General features: G+C 43.1%; 27 protein-coding genes. 19 read left to right on the top strand and 8 right to left on the bottom strand.

Translation table 11 applies throughout. From position 1 onward, the window contains the following. Positions 1 to 146 precede the first annotated feature (146 nt). The 3 genes from G343_RS0107410 to G343_RS0107420 all read left to right on the top strand — a co-directional run bounded on the left by G343_RS0107410 (position 147) and on the right by G343_RS0107420 (position 3,724). Positions 147 to 947: a sensor histidine kinase gene (locus G343_RS0107410; protein ID WP_245541943.1), complete on the top strand. Its 801-nt coding sequence runs from the start codon at positions 147 to 149 to the stop codon at positions 945 to 947. A gap of 100 nt (positions 948 to 1,047) precedes the next feature. Then, a complete protein-coding gene (locus G343_RS0107415) occupies positions 1,048 to 1,806 on the top strand; it encodes an ABC transporter ATP-binding protein (RefSeq protein ID WP_020007496.1) in 759 nt (252 codons plus the stop codon). Continuing rightward, positions 1,787 to 3,724, top strand: a complete 1,938-nt coding sequence (locus G343_RS0107420; protein ID WP_245541944.1) for an FtsX-like permease family protein — start codon at positions 1,787 to 1,789, stop codon at positions 3,722 to 3,724. Before G343_RS0107415 ends, G343_RS0107420 begins: the two co-directional genes overlap by 20 nt. A 27-nt stretch (positions 3,725 to 3,751) precedes the next feature. Here G343_RS0107420 and G343_RS0107425 read toward each other — a convergent pair whose 3' ends face one another. After that, the gene (locus G343_RS0107425) at positions 3,752 to 4,804 is read right to left on the bottom strand and encodes a C45 family autoproteolytic acyltransferase/hydrolase (RefSeq protein ID WP_020007498.1); all 1,053 of its coding nucleotides are present in this window, start codon (positions 4,802 to 4,804) and stop codon (positions 3,752 to 3,754) included. A gap of 234 nt (positions 4,805 to 5,038) precedes the next feature. Here G343_RS0107425 and G343_RS0107430 point away from each other — a divergent pair, with 234 nt between their 5' ends. After that, positions 5,039 to 5,764, top strand: coding sequence for a metallophosphoesterase family protein (locus tag G343_RS0107430; RefSeq protein WP_020007499.1), 726 nt, complete (start codon positions 5,039 to 5,041; stop codon positions 5,762 to 5,764). Positions 5,765 to 5,769: 5 nt separating this feature from the next. Continuing rightward, positions 5,770 to 6,255 (top strand): GNAT family N-acetyltransferase, encoded by a 486-nt coding sequence (locus G343_RS0107435; RefSeq protein WP_245541945.1) that lies wholly within the window; start codon positions 5,770 to 5,772, stop codon positions 6,253 to 6,255. Positions 6,256 to 6,277: 22 nt separating this feature from the next. Here G343_RS0107435 and G343_RS0107440 read toward each other — a convergent pair whose 3' ends face one another. Further along, positions 6,278 to 6,484, bottom strand: a complete 207-nt coding sequence (locus tag G343_RS0107440; RefSeq protein ID WP_020007501.1) for a hypothetical protein — start codon at positions 6,482 to 6,484, stop codon at positions 6,278 to 6,280. Between the two features lie 95 nt (positions 6,485 to 6,579). Here G343_RS0107440 and G343_RS14465 point away from each other — a divergent pair, with 95 nt between their 5' ends. From G343_RS14465 to G343_RS0107460, 3 genes are all read left to right on the top strand, one after another. Further along, a complete protein-coding gene (locus tag G343_RS14465; protein WP_020007502.1) occupies positions 6,580 to 7,218 on the top strand; it encodes a GNAT family N-acetyltransferase in 639 nt (212 codons plus the stop codon). Positions 7,219 to 7,374: 156 nt separating this feature from the next. Further along, positions 7,375 to 8,277 (top strand): cation diffusion facilitator family transporter, encoded by a 903-nt coding sequence (locus tag G343_RS0107455; RefSeq protein ID WP_020007503.1) that lies wholly within the window; start codon positions 7,375 to 7,377, stop codon positions 8,275 to 8,277. Between the two features lie 13 nt (positions 8,278 to 8,290). Beyond that, on the top strand, positions 8,291 to 8,551 hold the full coding sequence (locus G343_RS0107460; RefSeq protein ID WP_020007504.1) for a hypothetical protein: 261 nt from the start codon (positions 8,291 to 8,293) through the stop codon (positions 8,549 to 8,551). Positions 8,552 to 8,639: 88 nt separating this feature from the next. Here G343_RS0107460 and rpsD read toward each other — a convergent pair whose 3' ends face one another. Further along, the gene (rpsD, locus tag G343_RS0107465) at positions 8,640 to 9,242 is read right to left on the bottom strand and encodes a 30S ribosomal protein S4 (RefSeq protein ID WP_020007505.1); all 603 of its coding nucleotides are present in this window, start codon (positions 9,240 to 9,242) and stop codon (positions 8,640 to 8,642) included. 225 nt (positions 9,243 to 9,467) lie between these two features. Further along, entirely contained in the window at positions 9,468 to 9,938 is a 471-nt protein-coding gene (locus G343_RS0107470) for a GAF domain-containing protein (RefSeq protein ID WP_020007506.1), read from the bottom strand. Between the two features lie 252 nt (positions 9,939 to 10,190). Between G343_RS0107470 and G343_RS0107475 the strand changes: the two genes are divergently transcribed. Next, a complete protein-coding gene (locus G343_RS0107475) occupies positions 10,191 to 11,600 on the top strand; it encodes an aldehyde dehydrogenase family protein (RefSeq protein ID WP_020007507.1) in 1,410 nt (469 codons plus the stop codon). A 254-nt stretch (positions 11,601 to 11,854) separates the two neighbouring features. Next, positions 11,855 to 12,211, top strand: a complete 357-nt coding sequence (locus G343_RS0107480) for a SpoIIAA family protein (RefSeq protein ID WP_020007508.1) — start codon at positions 11,855 to 11,857, stop codon at positions 12,209 to 12,211. A gap of 190 nt (positions 12,212 to 12,401) precedes the next feature. On the opposite strand, the gene G343_RS0107485 is transcribed toward G343_RS0107480, so the two are convergent. After that, positions 12,402 to 12,605: a hypothetical protein gene (locus G343_RS0107485; RefSeq protein WP_020007509.1), complete on the bottom strand. Its 204-nt coding sequence runs from the start codon at positions 12,603 to 12,605 to the stop codon at positions 12,402 to 12,404. 232 nt (positions 12,606 to 12,837) lie between these two features. On the opposite strand from G343_RS0107485, the gene G343_RS0107490 reads away from it, so the two are divergent. From G343_RS0107490 to thiI, 3 genes are all read left to right on the top strand, one after another. Next, positions 12,838 to 14,532 carry a septation ring formation regulator EzrA gene (locus tag G343_RS0107490; protein ID WP_020007510.1) on the top strand — a complete coding sequence of 565 codons (1,695 nt, stop codon included), beginning with the start codon at positions 12,838 to 12,840 and terminating at the stop codon, positions 14,530 to 14,532. A 63-nt stretch (positions 14,533 to 14,595) separates the two neighbouring features. Next, entirely contained in the window at positions 14,596 to 15,714 is a 1,119-nt protein-coding gene (locus tag G343_RS0107495; protein WP_245541947.1) for a cysteine desulfurase family protein, read from the top strand. Then, entirely contained in the window at positions 15,711 to 16,910 is a 1,200-nt protein-coding gene (thiI, locus tag G343_RS0107500) for a tRNA uracil 4-sulfurtransferase ThiI (protein ID WP_020007512.1), read from the top strand. The genes G343_RS0107495 and thiI overlap by 4 nt, the downstream gene beginning before the upstream one ends. 39 nt (positions 16,911 to 16,949) lie before the next feature. On the opposite strand, the gene G343_RS0107505 is transcribed toward thiI, so the two are convergent. Further along, positions 16,950 to 17,750: an NAD kinase gene (locus G343_RS0107505; protein WP_020007513.1), complete on the bottom strand. Its 801-nt coding sequence runs from the start codon at positions 17,748 to 17,750 to the stop codon at positions 16,950 to 16,952. A gap of 205 nt (positions 17,751 to 17,955) precedes the next feature. Between G343_RS0107505 and sppA the strand changes: the two genes are divergently transcribed. The 4 genes from sppA to G343_RS0107525 all read left to right on the top strand — a co-directional run bounded on the left by sppA (position 17,956) and on the right by G343_RS0107525 (position 21,793). Beyond that, entirely contained in the window at positions 17,956 to 18,972 is a 1,017-nt protein-coding gene (gene sppA / locus G343_RS0107510; RefSeq protein WP_020007514.1) for a signal peptide peptidase SppA, read from the top strand. Between the two features lie 13 nt (positions 18,973 to 18,985). Continuing rightward, complete coding sequence (locus G343_RS0107515) at positions 18,986 to 19,555, top strand: RDD family protein (RefSeq protein ID WP_020007515.1); 570 nt, start codon at positions 18,986 to 18,988, stop codon at positions 19,553 to 19,555. A gap of 130 nt (positions 19,556 to 19,685) precedes the next feature. Continuing rightward, positions 19,686 to 20,582, top strand: coding sequence for a class I SAM-dependent methyltransferase (locus tag G343_RS0107520; protein ID WP_020007516.1), 897 nt, complete (start codon positions 19,686 to 19,688; stop codon positions 20,580 to 20,582). Between the two features lie 17 nt (positions 20,583 to 20,599). Beyond that, positions 20,600 to 21,793 carry an acetate kinase gene (locus G343_RS0107525; RefSeq protein ID WP_020007517.1) on the top strand — a complete coding sequence of 398 codons (1,194 nt, stop codon included), beginning with the start codon at positions 20,600 to 20,602 and terminating at the stop codon, positions 21,791 to 21,793. Positions 21,794 to 21,873: 80 nt separating this feature from the next. Here the strand turns inward: G343_RS0107525 and G343_RS0107530 are convergent, their stop codons facing one another. Then, positions 21,874 to 22,371 carry a universal stress protein gene (locus G343_RS0107530; RefSeq protein WP_020007518.1) on the bottom strand — a complete coding sequence of 166 codons (498 nt, stop codon included), beginning with the start codon at positions 22,369 to 22,371 and terminating at the stop codon, positions 21,874 to 21,876. Positions 22,372 to 22,517: 146 nt separating this feature from the next. Between G343_RS0107530 and ald the strand changes: the two genes are divergently transcribed. Continuing rightward, entirely contained in the window at positions 22,518 to 23,630 is a 1,113-nt protein-coding gene (gene ald, locus G343_RS0107535) for an alanine dehydrogenase (RefSeq protein ID WP_020007519.1), read from the top strand. Positions 23,631 to 23,710: 80 nt separating this feature from the next. On the opposite strand, the gene G343_RS0107540 is transcribed toward ald, so the two are convergent. Continuing rightward, a complete protein-coding gene (locus tag G343_RS0107540) occupies positions 23,711 to 24,292 on the bottom strand; it encodes a hypothetical protein (protein WP_020007520.1) in 582 nt (193 codons plus the stop codon). A 101-nt stretch (positions 24,293 to 24,393) separates the two neighbouring features. Here G343_RS0107540 and G343_RS0107545 point away from each other — a divergent pair, with 101 nt between their 5' ends. Continuing rightward, positions 24,394 to 25,080, top strand: a complete 687-nt coding sequence (locus G343_RS0107545) for a metal-dependent hydrolase (RefSeq protein WP_020007521.1) — start codon at positions 24,394 to 24,396, stop codon at positions 25,078 to 25,080. Positions 25,081 to 25,141 lie beyond the last annotated feature (61 nt).

Below are 25,141 nucleotides of genomic sequence, written 5' to 3' on the forward strand. Positions count from 1 at the left end.
TAAATCTTTCAATCCTATTAATCGGTGTTTTGGACATTGAAATCCCAAACTTCTCCGTGATATATATCGTTATCATCAATGGAGTTATTATCTCTTTATTTCTCCTTTGGGATTTTTTCCGGGGCAGAAATTACAGGCGGGAGTTTATGAAAATTGAAAGGATTGATGAAGCGGATAGTCTGCCGGTCCCTGTGACGCCTTATCAGAAGTTCATTGATGTAAAGTTATCCACCATGAAAAAGTATCATAATGACAGCCTTGAGAAGGAAACCAAGAAGACTGAAGAAAATCTGGATGAACTGACAAGATGGATACACGATATGAAAATGCCAATGACCACGATGAAATTGATGATAGATGATCTGGATAACAAGAACAGGCCGGCGATGGAGGAAGAATGGTTGAGACTGGATGCCACGCTGAATGAAATGCTTTATGACAAAAGACTTACAAATATCAGCAACGATTTATATATCGAAAGTGTCGAGATCGAAAATGTCCTTTCAAATACAATCAGAAAATTGAAGACTATCTGTATTGAAAAAGGGATCGGCTTCGATATGGATCTGCATGTCAGCCATATTGAAACTGATCTGAAGTGGTTCTCCTTTATGATGGATCAGATCATCGGTAACAGTGTCAAATACTCTGAGAACAGTGACATTGCAATATCCAGTTATTTACGGGAAGGATGGCCGGTACTTGAAATCTCTGATGCCGGAAGAGGAATCAGGCAGGAAGATATCCCGCGCATATTTGAAGCTGGTTTCACTTCCACCAGTGACCATGGTGACAAGGGATCAACCGGTATGGGAATGTATCTGACGAAAGAAGCGGCCGGTGCGATGGATATCGTAATAGATGTCAGCTCCCGATACGGAGAAGGGACTGCAACAATGCTTACCTTCCCTAAAAAGAATGAATTCCAGGAGGTGCAGACCATGTGACAGAAACGTCACATGGTCTTATGTATATGTCACAAGAATCAAACGAAACTGGAGAAACCAAGGTGTAATATAAGGATATAACAACAACGGAGGTATCGTTATGATTCTTGAAGCAAAAGATATAAAAAAATCATATGGCAACAGACTGAACAGGACTGAGGTATTAAAAGGCATTGATCTGAATATTGAACAGGGTGAATTCGTCTCGATTATGGGCGCATCCGGTTCAGGCAAAACCACATTGCTGAATGTGCTGAGTTCCATCGACAGAGTCACAAACGGTCACATATTTATAGAAGACCAGGATATTACAAATCTGAAAGATAAAAAGCTTGCCGATTTCAGGAAAAATGATCTCGGTTTCATTTTCCAGGAATACAATCTGCTGGATACATTGACTTTGAAGGAAAATATATTACTGCCGCTGTCGATCAGGAATATGAAGAAGGCGGATGTTGAAAAACAATTTGCACTTGTTGCAGGTGAGCTTGGGATCTATGATTTAAGCGATAAATACCCGAGTGAAATTTCCGGCGGGCAGCAACAGCGTACAAGTGCCGCAAGGGCCTTCATCCATCAGCCGAAGATTATATTTGCCGACGAGCCGACAGGGGCGCTGGATTCCAAGTCCGCCAGCAATCTGCTAAGGAAATTACAGCAGCTGAACAGCAAAAGTGATTCAACAGTGATGATGGTCACACATGACGCTACAGCTGCCAGTTACTCGGGCAGGGCTATTTTTTTGAAGGACGGTCTTGTCTATTCAACGTTAAGAAAAGGTGAGCGTTCACAGGAAGACTATTACAAAGAAATCATGAATACTCAGAGCGTGCTTGGCGGTGTCGGCGTTGAGTCTTAACTCCATGATGCTAAAAAATTTCTTTAAGAATCTGAAGAACTATACATTGTATATATTTGCGCTTGTTTTTAGTGTGGCACTATATTTTTCGTTTGTACTTATGTCCCATGATGAGAGTGCCGGGGAAGAATTGACATCCAGTAGAATGATGGCCACCGGGTTCCTCGTGGGTTCAGTGCTGCTGGTCGTCATCATTGTTACATTTGTCATGTTTGCCAACTCAATTTTTCTGAAACGCAGAAACAGAGAGCTTGCACTGTTTCAGCTGATCGGTCTGACGCGCGGTAAAATATTCAGAGTTCTGATACTGGAAAATGCAATCATTTACTTTGGCAGTCTGATCCTTGGCATTGCCTTTGGATTTCTGTTTTCCCGCATCCTGCTTATGATCCTCATGCAAATAATGCAGATTGAACTTCCAGTAGGCATGAACTTTTCGCTGGCAGCAGTCGTCCAGACAGCCGTTCTTTTCATCTTTATATTTGCGCTGTTGATGGTTCAAAACTTCATTTTTTTGAAACGGACACGGCTGATTCAAATGCTCAAGCTGGATCAGTCCAGTGAATCAAACTACAGACGTCTCGGTACGGGGACGGTAGTACTTGGTATTCTGGGTCTGATGATGATCATTACAGGATATTGGATGTCAGCTAATTTGTTTGATTTTAACCGGATGATGATCTTTGGAGTTTTTGGGATACTTTTTTTGACCATCGCCGGCACATATATCACCTTCAAGTTTTCGGTGGCGTTTATTCTGAATATGATCAGAAAATCCAAAAATGGTCATGTGAATGTGAATGATGTGCTGTCGCTCACAAGCATCATGTTCAAGATGAAGTCCAATGCATTCCTTCTGACCCTGATCAGTGTGATCAGCGCGCTTAGCATGGGGCTGATGTCACTGTCATATATCTCCTATTACTCAGTGGGAGAAACGATTGAAAGTTCGGTTCCAAATGATTACGTTTTTTATGAAGAAGATGATATGCAGTTCTACAGTGAGCGGCTGGATGAAAATGGTATTGAACATGAGAGGGTGAATATCCCGACCATTGCCTATGGTGCAAAAGGTGATGCCATTACGATAGATATGGGATCACTGCCAGAGGACGTGGATGATCAGGGGTTACACCTGAATGTTGTAAGTGAGGAAAATGTCGAAGGATTTGATGTCGGTGAAAATGAACTGGTCATTACAGGGATGCCGTACTTTATGGATTCGTATATTGATTTTGAAATGAACCACCCTCTGACGCTGGCTGATGATGGTTACGAGCATACACTGGAACTGGTTGATACAGGCAATGCGGCGATACTGCCATCCTTTGTCACTTTCAGTTCGCCGCAGGCAGTGGTTGACAGTGAGGTGTATAATACACTTGAAGAAAATCACAGCTATGACGAGGAAAGAGCGCAGCCCCAGGAAAGTTTTGGGATAGATATCACCGGAGGAGACAGTGAGGAAATTTTAGATCTGATGGATGCAGAGAGCAATCCGCCATTCGAATCAAAACAGCAACAGCTTACAGAGTCAATGCAAGGTTCCGGTGTTTTGATGTTTATCGTCGGGTTCGTAGGATTTGCATTTCTGCTGACATCCGGTTGCATCCTCTATTTCAAGCAGATAGGCGAAAGTGAAGATGAGAAAGGCAGTTATAATGTCCTGAGAAAACTTGGCTTTTCAGAACGGGAAATTATCAATGGCCTCACAATCAAGATGATTGTCACATTTGGTGTGCCATTGCTCATCGGTCTGCTCCACACCTATTTTGCAGTGAGTGCCGGCTGGTTCTTTTTTGGCAGTGAAATGTGGACGCCGATGCTGACCGTTATGGGAGGATATATCATCCTCTATTCGGTATTCGGACTATTGTCGCTTGTGTATTACAGAAAAGTGGTCAGAGAAAGTATGTAAGCAGAAAAGCAGGTGGCGGAAAATCCGTCACCTGTTTTTTGCGCTGTGCCAGTCTGCACTGGTAAATTTGAGGCTGGTGTTCATAAGCCCTTCAATGCTTGACTGAGTCAGCTCACCGCCTGAGAGCCATCTGCCAAAATCGAATGTATTCATTTGTGAATTTTCACCGAGTTTGATGCCGGCGGTCAAGTTATTTTTATCGTAGAGAGATGTATGGATAGTGCCTGCCCAGCTCTTATAGTTATCGGCGAATAGTCCATATCTTCTGTCTGTGAACATCTCAATGAGTTCATCTCTGTCCGGCGCAGAAATACTGTCCAATATATCAAGTCTTTCTTTCGAATCCACAAGGTACCTTCTGTTTTCCTGGTCAAGATTCTCATAGTGATTCGTACATATACTGGCTTCTCTGAATGCAATATCTCTGGCAGATGTTTCTGCGATAAAAGAGGTGTTATCCTTATCCTGGATGATATAACTGAATCCGCCGCGATGGGGGAGTTCTTTTAACAACTGCCTGGCATCATCTGTATTCCTGCAGAGTTCGAGGATAAATCGCCCGATGATGAAGCAGGTGAAGCCATCAAATGGTCTTTTCCGGTTCATGAAGTTATAGGCCATTATCAGTCCGTGTTCGTTCATGCCATCCATACGGCCGGTCACTCTTGAAGCCGGACCGATGTGTGCATAGCCTGCATCCGGCTGAAACAGCTTATACATACCATCATATGTATTTGGATGATAGTCATAGTTTCTGATAAAGTGGCGGTCATCCAGATAGACACTGCATCCCGACGCTTTCGGAGATACTCTGTAATGGGCGAAATTTAAAAGGATTTCTCTATCATTAATTTTTAATTCATCCTGTATCCCTGTCAATTCTTCCCATATATGCGGTGCAAACTGTTTATATAAACCTTTTGTTTCTTCATAGCTGAGATCAAATTTCGGCCGCCGTTTGATCCATTCAAAATTTCTGTTATTCATATACATGGTTTCGTTCAGCCATTCTGCCTGTCTGACACCATAGTCGTAATGGCTGCCCCTGAACGGCTGGATACGCATCGTTATGTTTTGCATTTTCTAAAACCGCTCCTCGTGGATAAAATTATTTGGCGGTGGAGATATTGAACGCGTTCACCACCCACTTAGAAGTGTGCCGTGACCAATATATTTCTGTCAGTATATCTGCGCTGTATCTTTTCCATTGAATATTATCCATCCATTTTAACATGCTGGTTAAATTTTAGGTGATGTGCGCAATCTTTGGTAAAATGGTATTGTATAGTGATACCGAATCGACGGAGGGATTTTGTGGGCGTAAGAATAGCAGTCATTTCTGATATTCATGGCAACTATTATGCACTGAGGGAGGTGCTGGAAGATATTTCTGCATCTGATACTGACCTGATCTGCTGCCTGGGTGACCTTATCTCCCTGGGACACCAGACCAACCAAGTAATGGAGGCCATCAGCCAATTGAAGGCGGTTAAAATAATACGCGGCAATCATGACGATGCGGTAATCAATGCTTATAAAGATCACTCCGGGGAATCTCCATGCGGGGAAGAGCATGCACATCATTTATATATATCAAAAAATATCCATGTGAAGTATATTCGTATGCTTGAAGAATTACCAGTGACAGTTGAGAGTGAGTTTTTCGGCCATAAAATATTGATGACGCACTATCATATGACAGAAAGCAGCCAATACCTTCCAATTGACTTTAACCCAACACTTGACAGCCTGCAGGATCTATATGAAGACACTGACTATGATGCCGTATTATTTGGTCATGATCATACGGTTCAGCATTTTGAAGATAAGCGCAGAATATTTCTCAACCCGGGGGCCTTGGGTGTGACGACTGACGCATTTGCTCCGTATACCATTATGGATATAACGACCGACGGTTCGATTGAGCTGGAATTCAGAAAAGTGGCATATGACAGAGCGGCATTTGTTCATGAACTGAAAAAAGAAAATCCACCGGCGCTTGACTTCATATTTAACGTACTGCTTAAAGAAAAGGGGTAAGGATAGTGGAAATTAGATCGATAGTAATGAAAGATGTAGAAAATTTCACAAACCTGCTGGTTTCCGTGGACACTTATGGATTTGGCGGCGAAGCGGGGCGATCAATCTCAAGTACTGAAAATCTATTGTCTGACGTGCTTCAGGATGCGAAAAAGCAAATACTCGTTGCGATTGATGAGGACCAGATCATTGGCTATCTTAGTTTGTTTGGAAACCATTCGGATATGACCGGACACAGGGCCCATGTTTCACTCGGGATCATCAAAGCAGTGGATCAGGACAAGGTTGGCAGAGATCTGCTGAATGCAGGGATCCAATGGGCTGGGGATAATGGCATCTACCGGCTGGAACTGTCATTGCCCGTATCTATCACCGGTTTGATAGAATTATACAAAAATCTCGGATTTCTTGTGGAAGGGGAGAGGATTGATTCGCTGTATATCAATGGAGAATATCAAAATGAACTCTATCTTTATCGGTTAATCAATTAAACATTATAAAAGACGCTGGATTTCAGCGTCTTTTATAATGAATCATGAATTGTGTGAATGTTTCTGTATGCCCCGGATATATAAACTGGATAAATTTACGATTATTTCCGCCTGAAAATTCCTGATCTATATACATCGCCTTTACGCTTTCCAAACCCTTGTCATTACGGATGAATTTAAAATCCGTTTCATCGTTCGTGCTATCTTTAACCTTGACTATGATTGCCATGCACACCAACTCCCTCATTTATAATATAACCACGAATGAACAGGAGTAAACATTACGGATTTATATAAAAAATATTAATTTTGGGAGTGATAAAGATGAATTTGAAATATTTGACCAGAAATGACTTGCCGGAGATCATGGCCCTCCAGCATGTGGTTTATAATATGCTTGAAGATAAAGAAGTTCTGCAGACATTAAATGAAGATGAATTTAAAGAGATTATTGACCAGGGGTTCATCGTTGGTATCTGCGATCAGCATACGCTTGTCGGAATACGGGCCATGTATATTCCCCCTGTGGATTATGAGGAGCATCTGGCTGATGATGCTGAACTCACAGAGAAGGATAAAGTGATCTTTTCAGAAATCAGTTTCATCAATCCCAGCTACCGAGGCCGCCGGCTGCAGACAAAGATGGGGGAGGAACTGATTGGGGAGGTCAAAAAAGACGGGCGTTTCGATTATATACTGACAACGGTCATGCCATATAACCTGGCAAGTCTGAAGGACAAATTCAGACTTGGTTTTAAAATTGTGAAAACTTCATATAAATATAATGGGAAAAAGCGCCATATACTGCAGCTGAATCTGCAATCACCACTGGCTGTCACTGGGGGAGCAAAAAAAGTTCATTTTGCCAAAACCGATTGGATGCTCAAAAACAGTGAATATTATATCGGAGACAGCTTAGAGGACGATCATATACATTACTATGAAAGACAGAACCGCTGCTGAAGCAGGCAGGAAAAGATGAAGGCAGAACAGACAGTATATGATCTTAAAGACACAGATATTGCAGCGCGGGATGAAAATGAGGAATTCTATATATAAACAAAATATCATTGAATTGTTATAATTTAGATGTGAATAATAAATCAAGAGGTGAAGATGATGGGACATGAGCATCATCATGACCATACCCATGGGGCGAATAAAAAAGCCTTTTTAATCAGCTTTATCCTGATTGCAGCATTTATGGTCATAGAAGCTATTGGGGGTATCCTGACCAACAGTCTGGCGCTTCTGGCAGATGCCGGGCATATGCTGAGTGATGCTGTGTCACTTGCTATTGCACTGACAGCGTTCAAATTCGGTGAAAAAATGGCTGACTACAGCAAGACTTATGGCTATAAAAGGTTCGAGATACTTGCAGCAGTATTTAACGGCGTCACACTCCTGCTCATTTCCATTTTCATATTCTATGAAGCGTTCCAGAGGTTTATGGCGCCGCCGGAAGTAGCATCAGCCGGTATGCTGATGATAGCTGTTGTCGGCCTGCTTGTGAATCTGGCTGTTGCCTGGATATTGATGCGCGGGGACACAGAAGAGAATCTGAACTTAAAGGCGGCATTTCTGCATGTTATCGGTGATATGCTCGGTTCGATCGGTGCTATCATCGCCGCACTCTGTATTATGTTGTTTGGCTGGGGATTCATGGATCCGCTTGCCAGTGTAATCGTCGCAGTGCTGATACTTATCAGCGGATGGAGAGTGACCAGAGAAGCGCTCCATGTGCTGATGGAAGGTGTTCCGAAAAGTATAGATGTGCCGTATCTGGTTGATAAACTGACCCAAATATACAGGGTGGAAGATGTTCACCACCTGCATGTATGGACGATTACAAGCGGACACAATGCGATGAGTCTGCATGCGGTGGTGCATGGAGATATGACTGTCCACGAATCGCAGAGAATTATCGCCGAGATTAAAAGTGAAATGGAGGAGGAAGGTATCAACCATGTGACTGTCCAAGTGGAATGTAAGCATCACGGTCATGACAATAATATTATTTGAGGAGGCTGAAAAAATGGCGGATAGACAAGCGGCTCTGGAGCAAAGGATGGCGGAAGATGAAGCATTCAAAGCGTTTGTGCATATACTGGAAGCATACATTGATGAACAGATTGCTGATCTTGAATTTGTTGAGGGCGATGCGATCAGAAGTAAACCTGAGGATGGAGCGATGATTGAAGTATTCAGGCACTTAAAAAATGAACATTTCAAGGATGCCGGTCTGGTGGAGGATTTATATGAAGTATACAAGCGTAACCAAGAGCGGTCTGAATGACCGTTTGTGATTGCGTACCAGTCATCTTGGACATAAAAAAACTATGAGATCATATTTTATGATCTCATAGTTTTTTAAAGTATCCAGATTAACGTGAGTAGTACTCAACGATAAGCTGCTCGTTGATTTCCGCCGGCAGTTCGGAACGTTCCGGGCGGCGGACGTATACACCTTCAAAGTTATCTTCATCGAAAGAAAGATACTCAGGTACGAAGCTGCTGTATTCAACAGCTTCTTTAATGACATCAAGGTTACGTGATTTTTCACGAGTACCAATTGTTTGTCCAGGCGTAAGTGTGTAGGATGGGATATCCACACGTCCGCCATCCACTGTTATGTGCCCGTGATTTACGAGCTGGCGTGCCTGCCGGCGTGTTTTGGCAAGTCCAATCTGAAATACGACTGCATCCAGGCGGGAGGCGAGCATAATCATGAAGTTTTCGCCATGTACACCTTTCATTTTAGCAGATTTTTCGAAAGTTCTGAGGAACTGACGCTCTGTAATTCCATACATGTAACGCAGCTTTTGTTTTTCCTGGAGCTGCGTACCGTATTCCGACAGCTTCCTTCTTTGGGTCGGTCCGTGATCGCCCGGTGCGTATGGGCGACGGTTTAATTCCTTGCCAGTGCCAGTCAGGGAAACTCCGAGACGGCGGGATTTTTTCCAAATGGAACCTCTAAATGTAGCCATTAAGACTCCTCCTTATTTTGTTTAGTTTATGCAACAAACATCATAAGGGTAATAATCACTTATATGGGCATGCGATTTAAAGTACCTTCGCCTAATAGCATCAGTTACGCAGCACACCACAGCGGGAACCGCATACTTGCACATAATGATTATCCGCTACTTAATCCGTTCATTAACACAATAACTAATTGTACCTGAGTGGCTTGTATAAGTCAACGTTTTGTGTCAAATGTGCGTTTTAAGAATTTCAATGAATGCCTGAAGCCCTTTGCGGTCTTCTTCTGTGAAGCGTTTGAACATGGGGGAATCAATATCAAGCACACCGACGGCCTCATCGCTTTTATGAACGGGCAGGACGAGTTCAGATTTGCTGTTCGCATCACATGTGATATGACCCGGGAATTCGTTAACATCATCTACGATAAGGATGTCTCCCCCCCTGAACGCTGTACCGCATACGCCTTTGCCATTTTGTATGCGAACGCACGCAGGCAGTCCCTGAAATGGACCCAGGACAAGTTCATCTGTCTTTTCCTGATAGAGATAGAAACCCACCCAGTTCACATCCTCTAAGAATTGATTCAAAAGGGCCGCTGCATTGGCCAGAATAGCGATGCGATCTGTCTCGTCTTCCACCAGCCCTTCCAGCATCCGGTTCAGTTGATCATAATTTTTGATTGTTGCGGCTGTGTCCATGGAATCACCTTCCCTTTATAAATATTATTAAATTATACAACGGTTTGAACTCTGATTCAATCTTTTATTAATAAACAAAACAGATCATTAGTGCTGCTTAAAATCTGATTCATTTACATTTAAGCAGAAAATTATAGGGGAATTCCAAAATGGTAATGTTTTTTAAAATATACAACGGGTATATTTAAAAGCAAGCTGATTTAAAACTGTTTTGTGACGCTGGATATATAAATTTTTCAAAAGGAGATCTTTATGAAAGAGTATCAAATTTACTACGATGGCAAGTGGCAGAACTCCGATTCCAATGAATTTAGTGAAGTAGAGAATCCTGCAACAAAAGAAGTCATCGCAAAAGTCCCTAAAGGCAACCATAACGATGTAGATAAAGCAGTGGAAGCTGCCAAAAATGCTTTCCCGAAATGGAACAAAACTTCTCCGGAAGAAAGAGCAGAATACGTCCAGAAAATATTTGAAGGTATAGAAGCGAAGAAACAGGAACTTGCTGATATGATGGTCAGCGAATTAGGTAACTCCCAAACGTTTTCTGAAGAAGGACAAGTGCCTTTATCATTGAAAGAAATGTCAGCTGCTTTAGAAGAAATAAAGAAATTTGATTTTGAAGAAGAGCTGGATGATGGTACTGTCATTTATAAAGAAGGGTTTGGCGTAGTCGCTTGTATCACCCCTTGGAATTACCCGTTAAACCAAATTCAGAGAAAGATGACACCGGCGCTCTTAGCTGGTAACACATTAGTCATTAAACCTGCGAGTCTGACACCGCTTACTGCAATGATGCTGACTGAAATTGCAGACGAAGCCGGACTGCCGGATGGTGTATTTAATATCGTTACCGGGGGAGGCAGTGACTTAGGTAATTATTTGACCAAACATGAAGATGTCTCCGTTGTATCATTCACCGGTTCTACTTCAGTCGGCAGCGGTATGTATGAAAATGCGGGAACGAATATTAAAAAATTGGTCCTTGAATTAGGCGGTAAATCACCATTAGTATATTTGAAAGACGGCGACCTTGATCAGGCGATTGACCAGGCAGCGAAGACGGTGATCAATAATCAGGGACAAAGCTGTACCGCATTGACACGGCTTTTAGTTCCAAGCAGCCAGTTGGATGAGGTTAACGAGAAGATTAAAGAATACTACAAAGATGTGAAAATTGGAGATCCGGCAGATTATGACACGGATATTGGCCCAATCGTCTCTGAGAGTCAGATGAAATCCATTCTCAGTTTTATTCAAAAAGGTAAAGATGAAGGTGCAGAGTTACTCCTGGGCGGTAATCAAGTGGATCGGACAGGTTATTATATTGAACCGACAGTCTTTACGAATGTAAAAAATGATATGACGATTGCCCGCGAAGAAATCTTCGGGCCTGTATTATCAGTGATTCCTTATGACAGTGAGGAAGAAGCAATTGAAATAGCAAATGATTCAGCTTATGGTCTCTCAGGTGCAGTCACAGGACCGGATTTTAACCATGCACTGGCAGTCGGTAAACAGCTCCGCACAGGTAATGTGTTTATTAATGGAGGAAAACGTTCACCGAAGGCGCCATTCGGCGGTTATAAAGAATCTGGAATTGGACGTGAAAACGGCTTATATGGTGTAGAAGATTACCTCGAAGTTAAAGCGTTGTTCACTTAACGTTAAGCGTAGAAAACTGGAAACGTTATAAATATAAAGCCCGCGTCTCGATGAAATTGAGATGCCAGGGCTTTTCTTGTACCTTTAAACCCTGACTTGGCCGGAGGGGTAAAATAATTTTTCATAGATGACGGGCAGACTTTTGAAAATCATTTAAATGTTACGCTAGCTCAGGCACATGTATATTGTGTGTTTCTATCCATCCAAAAAAGGGAAGTTAAAAAAACCAGGAAAATTTCCGAGGAGGGACAATAATGATTAAAATAAATGAGAGTGACTATCCAAATATTGTATCTTTGGAGGTGGACGGTAATTTAACAAAAGAGGATGCAGAAAAAGCGGATGGGTTTATCAAAGAACATTATGGAGAAGACGCGTCCGTGAATGCATTAATCTATGTAAAAAATATTGAAGGTGCGAGTCCGGGCGGTATCTTAAAGGGTGCAGTCATGGATATAAAGCACTGGAATCAATATGGGAAGTTCGCAGTGGTTACTGATACCGCATGGATTGAAGAGGGAGTGAAATTCGCGGACATTGCGCCGGGGATTGAAATGAAACAATTTGATAAGGATCAGGTTGATCAGGCATTGGAATGGCTGCAGCGATAAGTGCAGATTATGACTTTTTTCAGCTCAAAAAGCCAGTGATCAAGAGAGCCGGGTGAGGGAATCCCAGGTTTGGAAATTGCTTTGTATCGCGCTTGTAAATACGGGGTGTTTTCTGGTTGACGCCGGCTTGAAAAGTGGGTTCATCCCGCTTTTTTTATTGATTTCATACGCGCTTTGAAGTATGGCAGAGTCAGGAGGCGCCCTTACGCCCATTCCATGCATAACCGTCGTATAAATCGAGGTCAAGAGGGCCCGGCACATCAATTGAAAGCGCTTTTGGATCCACGAAGATATGCATGCATATTAAATTCTGATATTTGTGGTGCATCATCCATGGCCCTTTTGGCAGCGGTGCGGTTCTGTGTGCCGTGATATCTTGTAAATTCAATTTCATCGGCAGCCCTCCGTTCGTTAGTCATTATATCCTTATTATGATCCGGAATAAACTTTCACATGTCTTCAAACAAGGTTTTCTGGAATATTTTTAAATGTATATAAGGTAAATTATATGTATACTGGAGATTCATATATATTAATGATTATCTTTTAGTCTTTAATTATATATTTATAGTTTTTTGTTTTATTCTTTTAAGCTATAATTGATTATATACTTAGGAGGTAGCTGTATGTGGGTTTATGTTTTAATCGTAGTCATCCTGCTCATAATTATCGGAGCAGGCACGCTATTATATATGCGGAACATCAGAAAAGATGAAATTGATAATTATCAGACCCGGCTTGAAGAGGTGAAAAGATTACCTCTGCAGGATGAACTGATCAAAATTAAAAATTATAATTTTCATGGTGAAGCTAAAGCGCTATATGAGCGATGGCAGTCTGATTGGCAAAATGTGCTGAACAGCTCCCTCAATGAAGCGGCCACCGATCTGGATTCAGCAGCAGAAGAAGTTGAGAAATTCAAATTTAAAGACAGCCGTGAAAAGATCAATTCCGTAAATCAAAAGATTACAGAGGCCGAGCAGAAGTATCAGGACCTGACAGTTGAAATCAATCAGCTGCTGGATTCGAATGCTGAAGCTGAGAAAGAATATACCGATTCTGAACGGCTGCACCGCGAAGCTAAACGCGATGTGCTGGCGAGCAGCCATAAGTTCGGGGACAGCCAGCCACCGCTTGAGAAGCTGATAGAAACATACGAGCCGGAATTGAGAGAATATGAGAAATTGGTTAACGACGGTGATTACGTCACTGCAAACAAGCATATCGCAGATGTTCATGAAGAACTGACAGCACTGAAAACAAATATGGATGAAATACCATTGCTTATCAAGGAAGTCCAAAAAGATCTGCCGCAGCAGTTTCAGGAGATTCGTTTCGGATGCCGTGATCTTAAGGCTGAGGGTTATGATCTTGAACACATCAAAGTGGAAAGTAAATTATCAACATTGCAGGGCAAATTAAACCTTGTTGAACCGCTCATCAGCAGGCTGGAGCTTGATGAAGCAAGAGCAATCCTTGATGACATCAACGCTCAGCTGGATGACATGATGGATCTTGTGGAGCATGAGGTGAAAGCCAAGACAAAAGTCGACAACGAAAAAGACCTCATTACCGATGACCTTTTTTATGCGAAGGATATGAACTATACACTCAGAACTGAGATTGACTATGTCAAGGAGCAGTTCCATATCAATGAGTCTGATATTCATAGAGTACAAAAATTCGAGCATGAGATAGAGAATCTGATCGGCACCTATGATGACATGATTTCTGAAATATCCAAGACAGTTGCCCGTTACAGTGAAGTGCTGTATAACCTGGAGTATATCAAAAACAATATTTACGAGATAAATGATGAACAGAAACAGATCCAGGGGTATCTGCTGAATCTGCGTGAAGATGAAGCAGAAGCCAGAGAGAATGCACTTCTGGTACAGGAGAGAAAAGAGGAGATTCACAGGGACTTGATGGGTTCAAATATGTCGAGCGTACCTGAAAAGTTTCTCGTCATGAAAAATGAGCTGGACCTGGAAGTGAAAGAAATCCATAAGTACTTTAAGCGTCGTCCTTTGAATGTGCAGTACATTAAAGATAAGGTGAACCAGACCGTCGTGGCCATGAATAAGTATGAACAGGAAGCTTTTGAGATACTGCAGGAAGCCAGGCTGACAGAATTGATGATCCAGTACGGGAACCGGTATCGCAGGGACGACCCTGACTTTAACCAGATGCTCAATGAAGCGGAGCGTCTGTTTAAAGAGAATCGTTATAAACGAGCCCTGGAAATTACCAAAAACGCTTTGGAAAAAGTTGAACCTGGAGCGGCGGTGCGAATTGAAAATGAATTTGACAAGGATTAAACAGTCGGCTTGGGATATAATATTCCAAGTCACTTTTATGTAAGGAGTGATTATTTGATCTACATGGACAATGCAGCTTCAACCCGGCCATATGACGAAGCAGTGGATGCTTTTACCGAGGTGAGCCGTTCATACTATTTTAATACGGCAAGCATCCATTCAGAAGGCCGTAAGGCAGAAAAGCTGCTTGGCGCATCACGGCGGCAGATACTTGATCTGATGGATCTTGGGGATTATGAATGTGTATTTACTTCAGGGGCGACTGAAAGCAACAATATCGCGATTCAGGGGGTACTGGAAACTAAAAAGCAGTTTGGCCGCACTGTGCTTTTAAGCGAAATGGAACACCCAAGTGTGATAAATGTTGCAGAGAAAATGAAGCATAAAGGATTTAATGTCGAATATATCAAAACAACTGAATCAGGCATCGTGGATTTGGACAGCTTGAAGTATCTGCTGGGTAATGACGTCATATTTGTTACAGTCATGGCGGTCAATAATGTTACCGGGAGTGTTCAACCAGTTTCTGAAATTGTGGAGATATTGAAAAGTTATCCGAAAGTTTATTTTCACGTGGACGCTACACAGGCTGTTGGCAAAGTGAGGATGGACTATAGCGGTGTGGACTCTCTGAGTTTGAGCGCCCATAAATTTCATGGGGTTAAAGGTGCCGGCGCTTTGATTGTGAAAGAAGTGAAATCAATGTCCCCGATCACCTTTGGCGGCGGACATGAGTTCAATGTAAGGAGCGGCACTGTAAACCTTGCGGCAATCGCAGCGATGGCTAAAGCTTTGAGGATGAGCATGGAATCACTCGAAGAAAATCGTTTGAGGATCAGCCGTTACAACAAGTCAATCAGAGAAGCAGTATCTAAACTGCCTTCAGTGCAAGTGCAGCCGGGCGGAGTCCCCCAGATCATCAACGTCTCCTATATCGGTGCCCGGGGAGAAATTGTCGTCAATGCCCTCAGTCAAAGAGAAATCATGGTGTCTACAACGAGCGCCTGTGCTTCTAAACTGAGTTCATTGAATGAAACGCTGATGGCGATGAATAACAGCCCGGATGTGGTTAAAGGCAGTATCAGGATTTCCATGGGCCACTTTACAAATGATCAGGAAGCGGATAAACTGGTCTCTGCTCTGAATAGTGTGTATAAGGAAATCGGAGGTGTGCTGAAATGAATTATGATCATATTCTGGTGAGGTACGGCGAATTGACGCTCAAATCGAAAAACAGAAAGATTTTTGTCGATGCTTTGAGAAGGACGATGATACAGACGCTTGAACCCTTCGGTGTTCATGTAAAAGCAAACAGGGATCGTGCATATATCGAACTGAACAATGCCGATCCATATAAAGTGATGGATGCCTTGAAACATGTGACCGGAATCTTAAGTGTTTCACCGGTTGTGAAACTTGAGAAGACAAACGCAGCGATGCAGAAGAATGCAGTGGATTTTGCCCATGAATTTCAAGATGGCTCAACATTCAAAATAGAAGTTAAACGTGCGGATAAAGGCTATCCGTTGAAAACTTTTGATATCCAGCAGCTCCTCGGCAGCCACGTATTGGAGAACACTGAAGAAATCACTGTTGATGTCAGACAGCCGGACTATGAAATTATGGTTGAAGTCAGACAGGACGCCGTTTATATGTATCGTGAAGTAATTGCGTGTGTCGGAGGATTCCCGGCAGGTACCGGCGGCAGGGCGATATTAATGCTTTCAGGCGGTATTGATTCACCGGTGGCTGCTTTTGAAATCATGAAAAAGGGCGTCGAAGTTGAAGCCGTCCATTTTCATTCCCCGCCCTATACCAGTCCTCAGGCAACAGAAAAGGTCAAGCAGCTGGTTGATATCATATCGGACAGAACCGGCGTTGACATCAGACTTAATATTGTGCCTTTTACAGAGCTGCAGACAACAATTTATGACAGAATACCACAAAGTCTCTCCATGACCTCGACAAGAAGGATCATGTTGAGGATTGCCGAAAAATTAGCAAGCAGGAAACATGCTGGGGCGATTGTTAATGGCGAAAATCTCGGCCAGGTTGCTTCCCAGACAATGACAAGCATGCATGTGATTAACAGGGTGACCAGTTTTCCGATTTTAAGGCCGCTGCTTACGTTGGAAAAGGATGAAATTATCGGTAAAGCGAAAGCGTACGGCACTTATGAAACATCCATATTGCCGTTTGAAGACTGCTGTACTATCTTCACACCGAAATCACCGAAAACAAAACCCTCACTTGAAAAGGTCGAAGGTTTCGAATCAAGAGTGGACTTTGAACCGTTGATAGATGAGGCAGCGGATAATATAGAAGTGTATATATCGAATACTGAAGCGGAATCTGAGAGTTTTGAGTCTCTGCTCTGATAGGGAATAAGTGAATCATATTAACAAAGAAACTTCCTTTTACAGGAAGTTTCTTTGTGCTTTGTGCCAGAATGTATTGTTCTTCAGTTTAAGCGTTTTGATGAATTTATCGCTCAGTCCAATTTCGACTTTTTCAGTGTTTCTCACACTGAGCGCTTCGTTATCAAGTGACATGATCGGGTAGTAATCCACATTTTTATCAATCAGGAGTGTCAGCGGCCGCTCTCTATTCAGAAGAAAGCTCGTTCCCAGTGTCCTGTGGGTGTTGTTGTTCACACTGGCAAGTTCTGTCACCTGCATTGCCTGAATCAGGGGGTCTACAACGGCACCGCCCAGAGATTTGTTATAGCCTGTGGAGCCCGTCGGCGTGGCTGCCAGGATGCCGTCGCCATTAAATTGCTCAAACAGGAAATCATTGATGTAAACATCCATTTTTATCGTTTTGATGATGCTTGATCTCAGTGTGAATTCATTCAGACAGTAGCTCGGTTTGTTGTCATTGATGGTTACTTTGAGTGCGGGATAGTTTCTGACGTCAACATCATCCTGTTTAAATGCTTCTTTCAGCATGTCGATTTCACGGTAATGGAAATCCACATAAAAATAGTTTGAGTCATCGACTGCAATACCGAGATATACACAGTCATCACGGAATCCATTTTTTCTTACAGCCTGCAGAAAATCTCCGTCACCGCCAATGGATGCGATGATGTCAGCTTCTTCTGTCGATTGTACTGTTTCAATTCCAAGCCCCGAGAAAATATCGCTCAAATGTGTTATGATTTCATTGTTTTCTTCTGCGTGCGGAGCAAAGAAATAGATTGTTTTATAATTGTCCAAGCCATTCACTCCCTGTGCGTTCGACTTTAAGTATTGTTATCCTGAACATTTACCGGTTCATATAATTCTGACTTGTATCTAACTCTTTTATACCATATTTCATATTTATTTGACAGCTGCAGCAACCACAACACTTTATGGCCTGCGAGATTTGCATTGTCCTCAATGTCTTTCTCTGTGGTATCATTGAAATGGAAAATTAAATTTGGAAAGGTTTGATAGCGTGAAACGAATTATTGCGGTAGTCATCGCTTTGGCACTGCTTGTTTTTGGCGTCGTAGCGTCTGTGTTCAATGCGATGTGGGCCAGTGACTGGGAAGAAACTTTCAATCAGTATGCAAGTACTGAATTTCCGCCCTCTTCAATCGTTGAGCAAGGGGATCCCGAAAATAAGATTGCAGTTGTGAACATCGAGGGGACAATTATGGACACTGGTAATACTGGGGCGTTCAACAGTGGCGGCTATAACCATGAAATGGTCATTGAATCACTGAAACAGATTGCATCTGATGATACGGTGAATGGCGTCATGCTCAATGTGGATTCCCCGGGCGGCGGCGTTTATGAAAGTGCTGAGATACATAGCCATCTTCAGGATATCAAAGATGCAGGTAAAACAATATACAGTTCGATGGGCGGCATGGCTGCTTCAGGCGGTTATTATGTATCAGCCCCGGCAGATCAGATATTTGCCACAAACGAAACAATCACCGGCTCGATCGGTGTTATTATGCAGTCGATCAATTACAGCCAGCTGGCGGAGGAATACGGCATTGAATTTGATACTTACACGAGTGGAGATATGAAGGACATGCTCAGCGGCAGCAGTGAGCCAACTCAGGAAGAAGAGGAATATGTCCAGGGTATGGTCGATTCGATGTTCCAGGACTTTGTCGATGTTGTTGAAGCTGGCAGAGGGATGTCGGAAGACGAAGTGAGAAACCTGGCAGACGGCCGTGTCTATCTGGGTGATGAAGCTGTCGACAACGGTCTTGCAGACCAGATCGGTTACCCAGAAGACGCCATGGCTGCGCTCCAGGAGGAGTTAGGCGGCAATGCTCAGGTTGTAGAATATGGTCAGAATTCCAATTCAAACATCCCTTTTTCTGCTCAAGCGAAAGAATTTGTTGGCAATCTTTTCGGTAATAATGAAATTGCCAAAATTGAATCACTTTTAAATAACAGGCAGGGCGTCCAGCCGATGTACCTGTATGAACAGTAGGGGGGGTGTCATAATGGAATACACAGAAAGATACCAGCCTGAAACCAATAAAACCACGCTTTCCGACAAATTGGATTATATGTCAACGGCACATTTTTTCACGCGACTGGTGGGTTACATTATTGATGTTATTCTTATCTGGGCCATCTCACAGATTGTCATCTATCCGGTGCTGGGAATGCTTGGAATCAAAGATTTACAGTTCTGGCTGCCTATTTTCAGTCTGGATAATATTTTGAGCGCCCTGTTGTTCTTTTCATATTTTGTACTGATGACGTATTTCCTGAGACAGACTTTGGGAAAGATGATTATCGGCATCAGTGTGATGGATAAAACAGGGGAGAAACTGGCTTTCAAGCAGGTGATCTACCGTGAATTGGTGGGCAGATATATCAGCAATACACTTGTATATATTCCCTATCTGATGATCATATTCACTGATAACAGAATTGGGCTGCACGATTTCTTTGCGGACACATATGTTGTAAAGAACAGGTATCTGGAATACAATCATACGATAAAGGCACATTGTTTCAGAGAAGTAAACAACACTCAGTACACTTACCCGCAGGATAGCCAGTAATCCGTATTTTCAATGTTGAGAGTAAGTCAAACGCTTGATGTATTCGTGTCAATTTAATATAATTATATAATGCTTGTTGGGGCTGCTCGAAAACGAGCAGCCCATATTTTATTCTAATGAGGGATTAATAATGGAACAAACATCTATGGAACAGGTATATCACGCATTAATTGAAGAAACTGACCGTATCCTGGAAGGAAATCCGGATGCCACCAGGCTGGAAGCTCTGGGAGAGGCGTTGATCCGTGTTGAAAATACCGGGGGTTACAGTGATTTGAGAAAAGCCTTCCAATTTGCCTATCTTTATCAGACTAAAGAAGAACCGGTGCAGCCCAACCATCAGTTGACACCTGACTCCATCGGCTATTTCATCTCGCATATTATCCAATTATTCAACGACGGTCCGGTCAAGATGCTGGATGCCGGAAGCGGCACCGGGCACCTGTCAATGACAATCCGTGAGCATAAAGCGGACGTGGAGCTGTACGGTGCGGAAGTGGATCCGCTGCTGGCAAATGTAAATGCCAATGTTTGCGAGTACTTGGAGACATCGATGAATATTTATCCGCAAAACATTATTGAGCAGGCAAGGCTGCCCCTGATGGATGTGGCAGTCGGGGACCTGCCCGTGGGTTATTATCCGCTCAACCCAGCAGGTTTCACCACTGCGTTCAAAGAGGGCAAGAGTTTCGCCCATCTGTTGATGCTGGAAAGTGCTATGCATTATGTAAAAGATGATGGGCTTGGCATATTTGTCGTGCCGTCGGATATGCTGGAAGAAAACAATGAAACGATTAAGAAGTATCTATCCGAATCGGCAACACTGCTCATGTTCCTGAAGCTGCCCAATACAATATTTAAGACGGAAAATCAGAGAAAATCCATCATTGTCCTGAAAAAGAATTTTTCACCGCTCACCAATAATGAAGTGCTGATCGGAGATATCCCTGACTTCAAAGATACAGAACAATTTAAACACTTTTTGGCACAAACAGAATCATGGTATGATAGCTATATTAACAATTAAGCGTTCTAGGAGGAATCATGGCTAAAATAATTGCTATTAATGCAGGCAGTTCGTCATTTAAGTTCCAATTGTTTGAAATGCCTGAAGAAAAAGAGGTTGCCAAAGGGCTCGCAGAAAGGATCGGCCTGGATGAAGGGATTTTCTCAATAACTGTGGATGGAGCGGAGAAATCGATCAGTCAGAATTTTAATAATCATGAAGAAGCTGTCAATCTTATGCTTAAGCAGCTTAAAGATCAGGGTGTAATCAAAGAGATTAATGATATTGACGCCAGCGGCCACAGAGTCGTCCATGGCGGGGAAACATTTGACAGGTCTGTATTGATTGATGATGATGTCGTCAAAAAAATTCAGGAACTGAGTGAACTCGCACCGCTCCATAACCCGGCCAACCTGATGGGCATTAACGCATTCAGAGAGCAGCTGCCTGCCGTCCCCCATATCGCAGTATTTGATACTTCATTTCACCAGACGATGCCTGAAAGTTCGTATCTTTACAGCCTGCCATATCAATATTATGAAGATTATGGGATCCGTAAATACGGCTTTCATGGCACCAGCCATAAGTACGTGACACAAAGAGCGAGCGAGATGTTAAACAGACCGCTTGAAGAATTGCGTATTATCAGCTGCCACCTGGGGAACGGGGCCAGTATTGCTGCAGTGAAAGGCGGAGAATCCGTCGATACTTCAATGGGGTTCACACCGCTTGCCGGCGTCACAATGGGGACACGTTCCGGCAATCTGGATCCGGCCCTGATCCCATATATCATGGAAAAGACCGGGAAATCGGCTGTAGAAGTATTAAATGTACTGAATAAGGAATCCGGCCTTCTGGGGGTCAGTGGATTTTCAAGTGACCTGCGGGATATCGAGGAAGAAGCTCAAGCGGGACATGAAAGAGCGGAACTGGCCCTGGAAGTATTTGGTGAAAGAATCCATAAATACATGGGTTCGTATGCGACACGCATGGGCGGTCTCGATACCATTATCTTTACAGCCGGCGTCGGTGAAAACTCTGATATTGTGCGATCCAAAGTATTGGACGGCCTCGAGTTTATGGGTGTTTATTTCGATCCTTCACTGAACGATGTGCGCGGGGAGGAAAAATTTATCAACCACCCATACTCACCGGTTAAAATCATCATCATCCCGACTAACGAAGAATTGATGATCGCCCGTGATGTCATGGAAATAGCGAATATATCCTGAGTCCGTTCTTCGTGTGATAAGTTTTTCTCAATCAAGGACCCCTCAAATCATTGATTTGAGGGGTCCTTTGCGTGATTATCCTACTTATTTTCGTTAATGAATTCTTCTGTTGCAACCACCGGCTCAAAGTCCTCAGGCAGAGTTTCCGTTCTTACTACCAATACATCACACGGGGCGTGACGCACGATATTTTCTGAAACTGAACCGATGATGAAACGTTCCACAGCATTGAGCCCGGTAGCTCCACAGGCAATCAGGTCCGCGCCGGTTTTCTGAACCGCTTTTTTTGGTATTATAGATTTAGGAGAACCATAATCGATAATTTTTGTCACGTTTTCTACCCCTTTATCCAAAGCAAGATTCTCATAACCGTCCAATAATTTTTGTGCAAAATCATTTGCCCGCTGGGATATAGAACGGTCATATGCTTCTACCGAAGCGAAAGATCTTGTGTCGATAACGTTAATCACGGATAGCTTGGAGTCGTTTCGTTTCGCAATGTCGATGGCTTTATGGAATGCCCATTCTGCCTCTCTGGAACCGTCTACTGCAATAAGGATATTATCGTACTTAAGCATTATTACTGCCCCTTTCATATTGATATCGTTTTCACTATTACTATACCACATTTCCAGATTTTATAACTTTTTGTGAATGAATTTTCATGACGGTTTTGTTAAGTGTGTGTTACAATATTTTCTAATGAAGGAAAGGAGAATTTGCAATGCTAATTGGTGTACCGAGGGAAATTAAAAACAATGAGAGCCGGGTCGGCTTAACACCGGGAGGGGTTCACGCGTTTGTCAACGGCGGGCACACTGTTCTTGTTGAAACTGGTGCAGGTTCCGGTTCATACTTTGATGATGCTGATTACACCGGTGCGGGCGGTAAAATTGTTAATTCCGCCGCTGAAGCCTGGGATGTTGATATGATAGTCAAAGTCAAGGAACCGCTCAAAGAAGAATTTGGATATTTTAAAGAAAATCAGATTCTGTTCACATATCTGCATTTAGCTCCGGAAGTAGAGCTGACAAAGGCCCTGTTGGATAAAAAAGTCGTTTCCATAGCCTATGAGACGATACAGGCAGAAGATGGCTCGCTGCCGCTCCTGTCACCGATGAGTGAGGTGGCAGGGCGCATGTCTGCTCAAATAGGGGCAGAATACTTACAAAAGATCAAAGGCGGCAAAGGGGTGCTGTTAAGCGGTGTGCCAGGCGTGCCCCGTGCTAAAGTAACGATCATCGGGGGCGGCATGGCTGGTACGAATGCAGCTAAGATGGCGGTTGGCCTTGGGGCAGAAGTAACGATTCTGGACCTTGATCCTAAACGTCTGAGAGAGCTGGACGATTTGTTTGGTGCCAGTGTCCAGACACTGATGTCCTCACCGTTCAATATTGCAGATGCGGTTAAGGACAGCGACCTTGTAATCGGTGCTGTGCTGATACCGGGAGCAAAAGCCCCGCGTCTTGTCACTGAAGACATGATAAAATCCATGAATGCAGGTTCTGTCATTGTGGATATTGCAATTGACCAGGGGGGTATTTTCGAAACAACGGACAAAGTGACCACCCACGATGATCCGACTTATGTTAAACATGAAGTTGTACATTATGCAGTTGCAAACATGCCGGGAGCAGTACCGCGTACGTCCACGATTGCGCTGACGAATGCGACAATGAACTACGGTCTGCAGATTGCAAATAAAGGTTTCAGGGAAGCAGCGAAACAGAATCCAACACTGCTTGGCGGCTTCAACACATTTGAGGGCCATGTTACTTACGAAGCAGTGGCAGAAGCTCAGGATATCGAATACAAAGATGTATCCGAACTCCTGTAAAGTAAAAGATAAGGTATAAAACCTGTGGGATGCCAGTCATCCTGCAGGTTTTTGAAGTTATGACCACTCATTATTCCACATTAAAATTGATCGACACAGGCAACGTCAAAAGGAACTCGGTTAACGAGTGTTTTCAATTGATCTTCATCCCTTACATGAGGGATGATAACGATGCGTTTCTTTGAATGGATTTTAAGTCTGGCAAGCGGCTGCAGCGCACTGTGATCATCCATATCGAGTTCCCTCACATCATACATTATTCCGGATACGTCATATTCTACCAGTTCATCGAGCAGCCGGCTTTGCAGAAAGGCGGGTACTTTCGAAAATGTGGATCCGATGATGAAATGCTTGCTGCCAATCTGTTTCGACAGTTCGCTGATGAATTTCAGATCCAAATGATGGTGGTGATCTTCGAACACCTGATCAGTAATATAGCCGTCTGCAGCTTCCATTTGACGGATGGTTTCTGAAATTATGTTTTTCTGCATGAATCGTTCGGTCTCTGCCCAATGGTTGACAGAAGCGAATATTTCAGCCTCAGGATACAGTACTTTTTTCATTTCAGGCAGAACGCTGTTTGGGGCACTGAAGTCTTCATGTGACAAAATTTCCGATATATGTTTATTTGACAGACTGTGGTTTCTATATATGACTTTCAAATCATTCACCTCGTCAAAATTGTATCATAAAATGAATGAATCTATGGATAACGGGGTAGTATAATAACATGCAAAAATTTCGAGAAAGGGTGCATTGTACAATGAGAGTAAGTTATCATGGCCATTCGATTGTCCAGGTGGAGAACAATGATTCAAAAGCCATTATTGATCCGTTCATCAGCGGTAATGAATTGACGGATTTAAATGCAGACAGTGTGGAAGCGGACTATATTCTGCTGACGCACGGTCACAATGATCATGTCGGAGATACTGTTGACATTGCCAGGAGGACGGGTGCAACAGTTGTAGCACCGGTTGAACTTGCCGATTTCATCGGCGCTTACGGGATTGAAACTGTCGGTATGAATATCGGCGGCAGGAATGAGTATGAATTTGGCTCTGTAAAATTTGTCCATGCATTTCACAGTTCAAGCTATACAGTCGAAGCAGGCAAAGCGCCGGTTTATACAGGTATGCCGACAGGGATAATCATAGAATCAGGCGGCAAGAAGATCTATCATGCCGGAGATACAGGAATATTCGGTGACTTGAAACTGATCACAGAACTGAACGGGCCATTCGATGTGTTCTTTGTACCTATTGGAGATCATTTTACAATGGGCATCGATGATGCGATTTATGCCACAGATCAATTCGTACAGCCTGCAACTGCAGTACCTGTTCACTACAATACGTTCCCGCCTATAAAACAGGATCCCGAAACATTCAAAGGAAAATTGAAAACAGACTGCCAGATATTGAAAGCAGGCGACGCAGTACAATTTTAAGTTATTCAAATGAACGGGCAAGGGGCACTGACGGTGCCTCTTTTTTGTTATATAATAGCTG

The organism is Salinicoccus albus DSM 19776 (assembly GCF_000385175.1).
Taxonomy (GTDB): Bacteria; Bacillota; Bacilli; order Staphylococcales; family Salinicoccaceae; genus Salinicoccus; species Salinicoccus albus.

What these genes read in the sequence shown, in the direction of transcription:
- G343_RS0107410 (WP_245541943.1), top strand. Translation starts at nt 147, where the DNA reads ATGAAAATTGAAAGGATTGATGAAGCGGATAGTCTGCCGGTCCCTGTG.
- G343_RS0107415 (WP_020007496.1), top strand. Translation starts at nt 1,048, where the DNA reads ATGATTCTTGAAGCAAAAGATATAAAAAAATCATATGGCAACAGACTG.
- G343_RS0107425 (WP_020007498.1), bottom strand. Translation starts at nt 4,804, where the DNA reads ATGCAAAACATAACGATGCGTATCCAGCCGTTCAGGGGCAGCCATTAC.
- G343_RS0107440 (WP_020007501.1), bottom strand. Translation starts at nt 6,484, where the DNA reads ATGGCAATCATAGTCAAGGTTAAAGATAGCACGAACGATGAAACGGAT.
- G343_RS14465 (WP_020007502.1), top strand. Translation starts at nt 6,580, where the DNA reads ATGAATTTGAAATATTTGACCAGAAATGACTTGCCGGAGATCATGGCC.
- G343_RS0107455 (WP_020007503.1), top strand. Translation starts at nt 7,375, where the DNA reads ATGGGACATGAGCATCATCATGACCATACCCATGGGGCGAATAAAAAA.
- G343_RS0107460 (WP_020007504.1), top strand. Translation starts at nt 8,291, where the DNA reads ATGGCGGATAGACAAGCGGCTCTGGAGCAAAGGATGGCGGAAGATGAA.
- rpsD (WP_020007505.1), bottom strand. Translation starts at nt 9,242, where the DNA reads ATGGCTACATTTAGAGGTTCCATTTGGAAAAAATCCCGCCGTCTCGGA.
- G343_RS0107470 (WP_020007506.1), bottom strand. Translation starts at nt 9,938, where the DNA reads ATGGACACAGCCGCAACAATCAAAAATTATGATCAACTGAACCGGATG.
- G343_RS0107475 (WP_020007507.1), top strand. Translation starts at nt 10,191, where the DNA reads ATGAAAGAGTATCAAATTTACTACGATGGCAAGTGGCAGAACTCCGAT.
- G343_RS0107480 (WP_020007508.1), top strand. Translation starts at nt 11,855, where the DNA reads ATGATTAAAATAAATGAGAGTGACTATCCAAATATTGTATCTTTGGAG.
- G343_RS0107485 (WP_020007509.1), bottom strand. Translation starts at nt 12,605, where the DNA reads ATGAAATTGAATTTACAAGATATCACGGCACACAGAACCGCACCGCTG.
- G343_RS0107490 (WP_020007510.1), top strand. Translation starts at nt 12,838, where the DNA reads ATGTGGGTTTATGTTTTAATCGTAGTCATCCTGCTCATAATTATCGGA.
- G343_RS0107495 (WP_245541947.1), top strand. Translation starts at nt 14,596, where the DNA reads ATGGACAATGCAGCTTCAACCCGGCCATATGACGAAGCAGTGGATGCT.
- thiI (WP_020007512.1), top strand. Translation starts at nt 15,711, where the DNA reads ATGAATTATGATCATATTCTGGTGAGGTACGGCGAATTGACGCTCAAA.
- G343_RS0107515 (WP_020007515.1), top strand. Translation starts at nt 18,986, where the DNA reads ATGGAATACACAGAAAGATACCAGCCTGAAACCAATAAAACCACGCTT.
- G343_RS0107520 (WP_020007516.1), top strand. Translation starts at nt 19,686, where the DNA reads ATGGAACAAACATCTATGGAACAGGTATATCACGCATTAATTGAAGAA.
- G343_RS0107525 (WP_020007517.1), top strand. Translation starts at nt 20,600, where the DNA reads ATGGCTAAAATAATTGCTATTAATGCAGGCAGTTCGTCATTTAAGTTC.
- G343_RS0107530 (WP_020007518.1), bottom strand. Translation starts at nt 22,371, where the DNA reads ATGCTTAAGTACGATAATATCCTTATTGCAGTAGACGGTTCCAGAGAG.
- ald (WP_020007519.1), top strand. Translation starts at nt 22,518, where the DNA reads ATGCTAATTGGTGTACCGAGGGAAATTAAAAACAATGAGAGCCGGGTC.
- G343_RS0107545 (WP_020007521.1), top strand. Translation starts at nt 24,394, where the DNA reads ATGAGAGTAAGTTATCATGGCCATTCGATTGTCCAGGTGGAGAACAAT.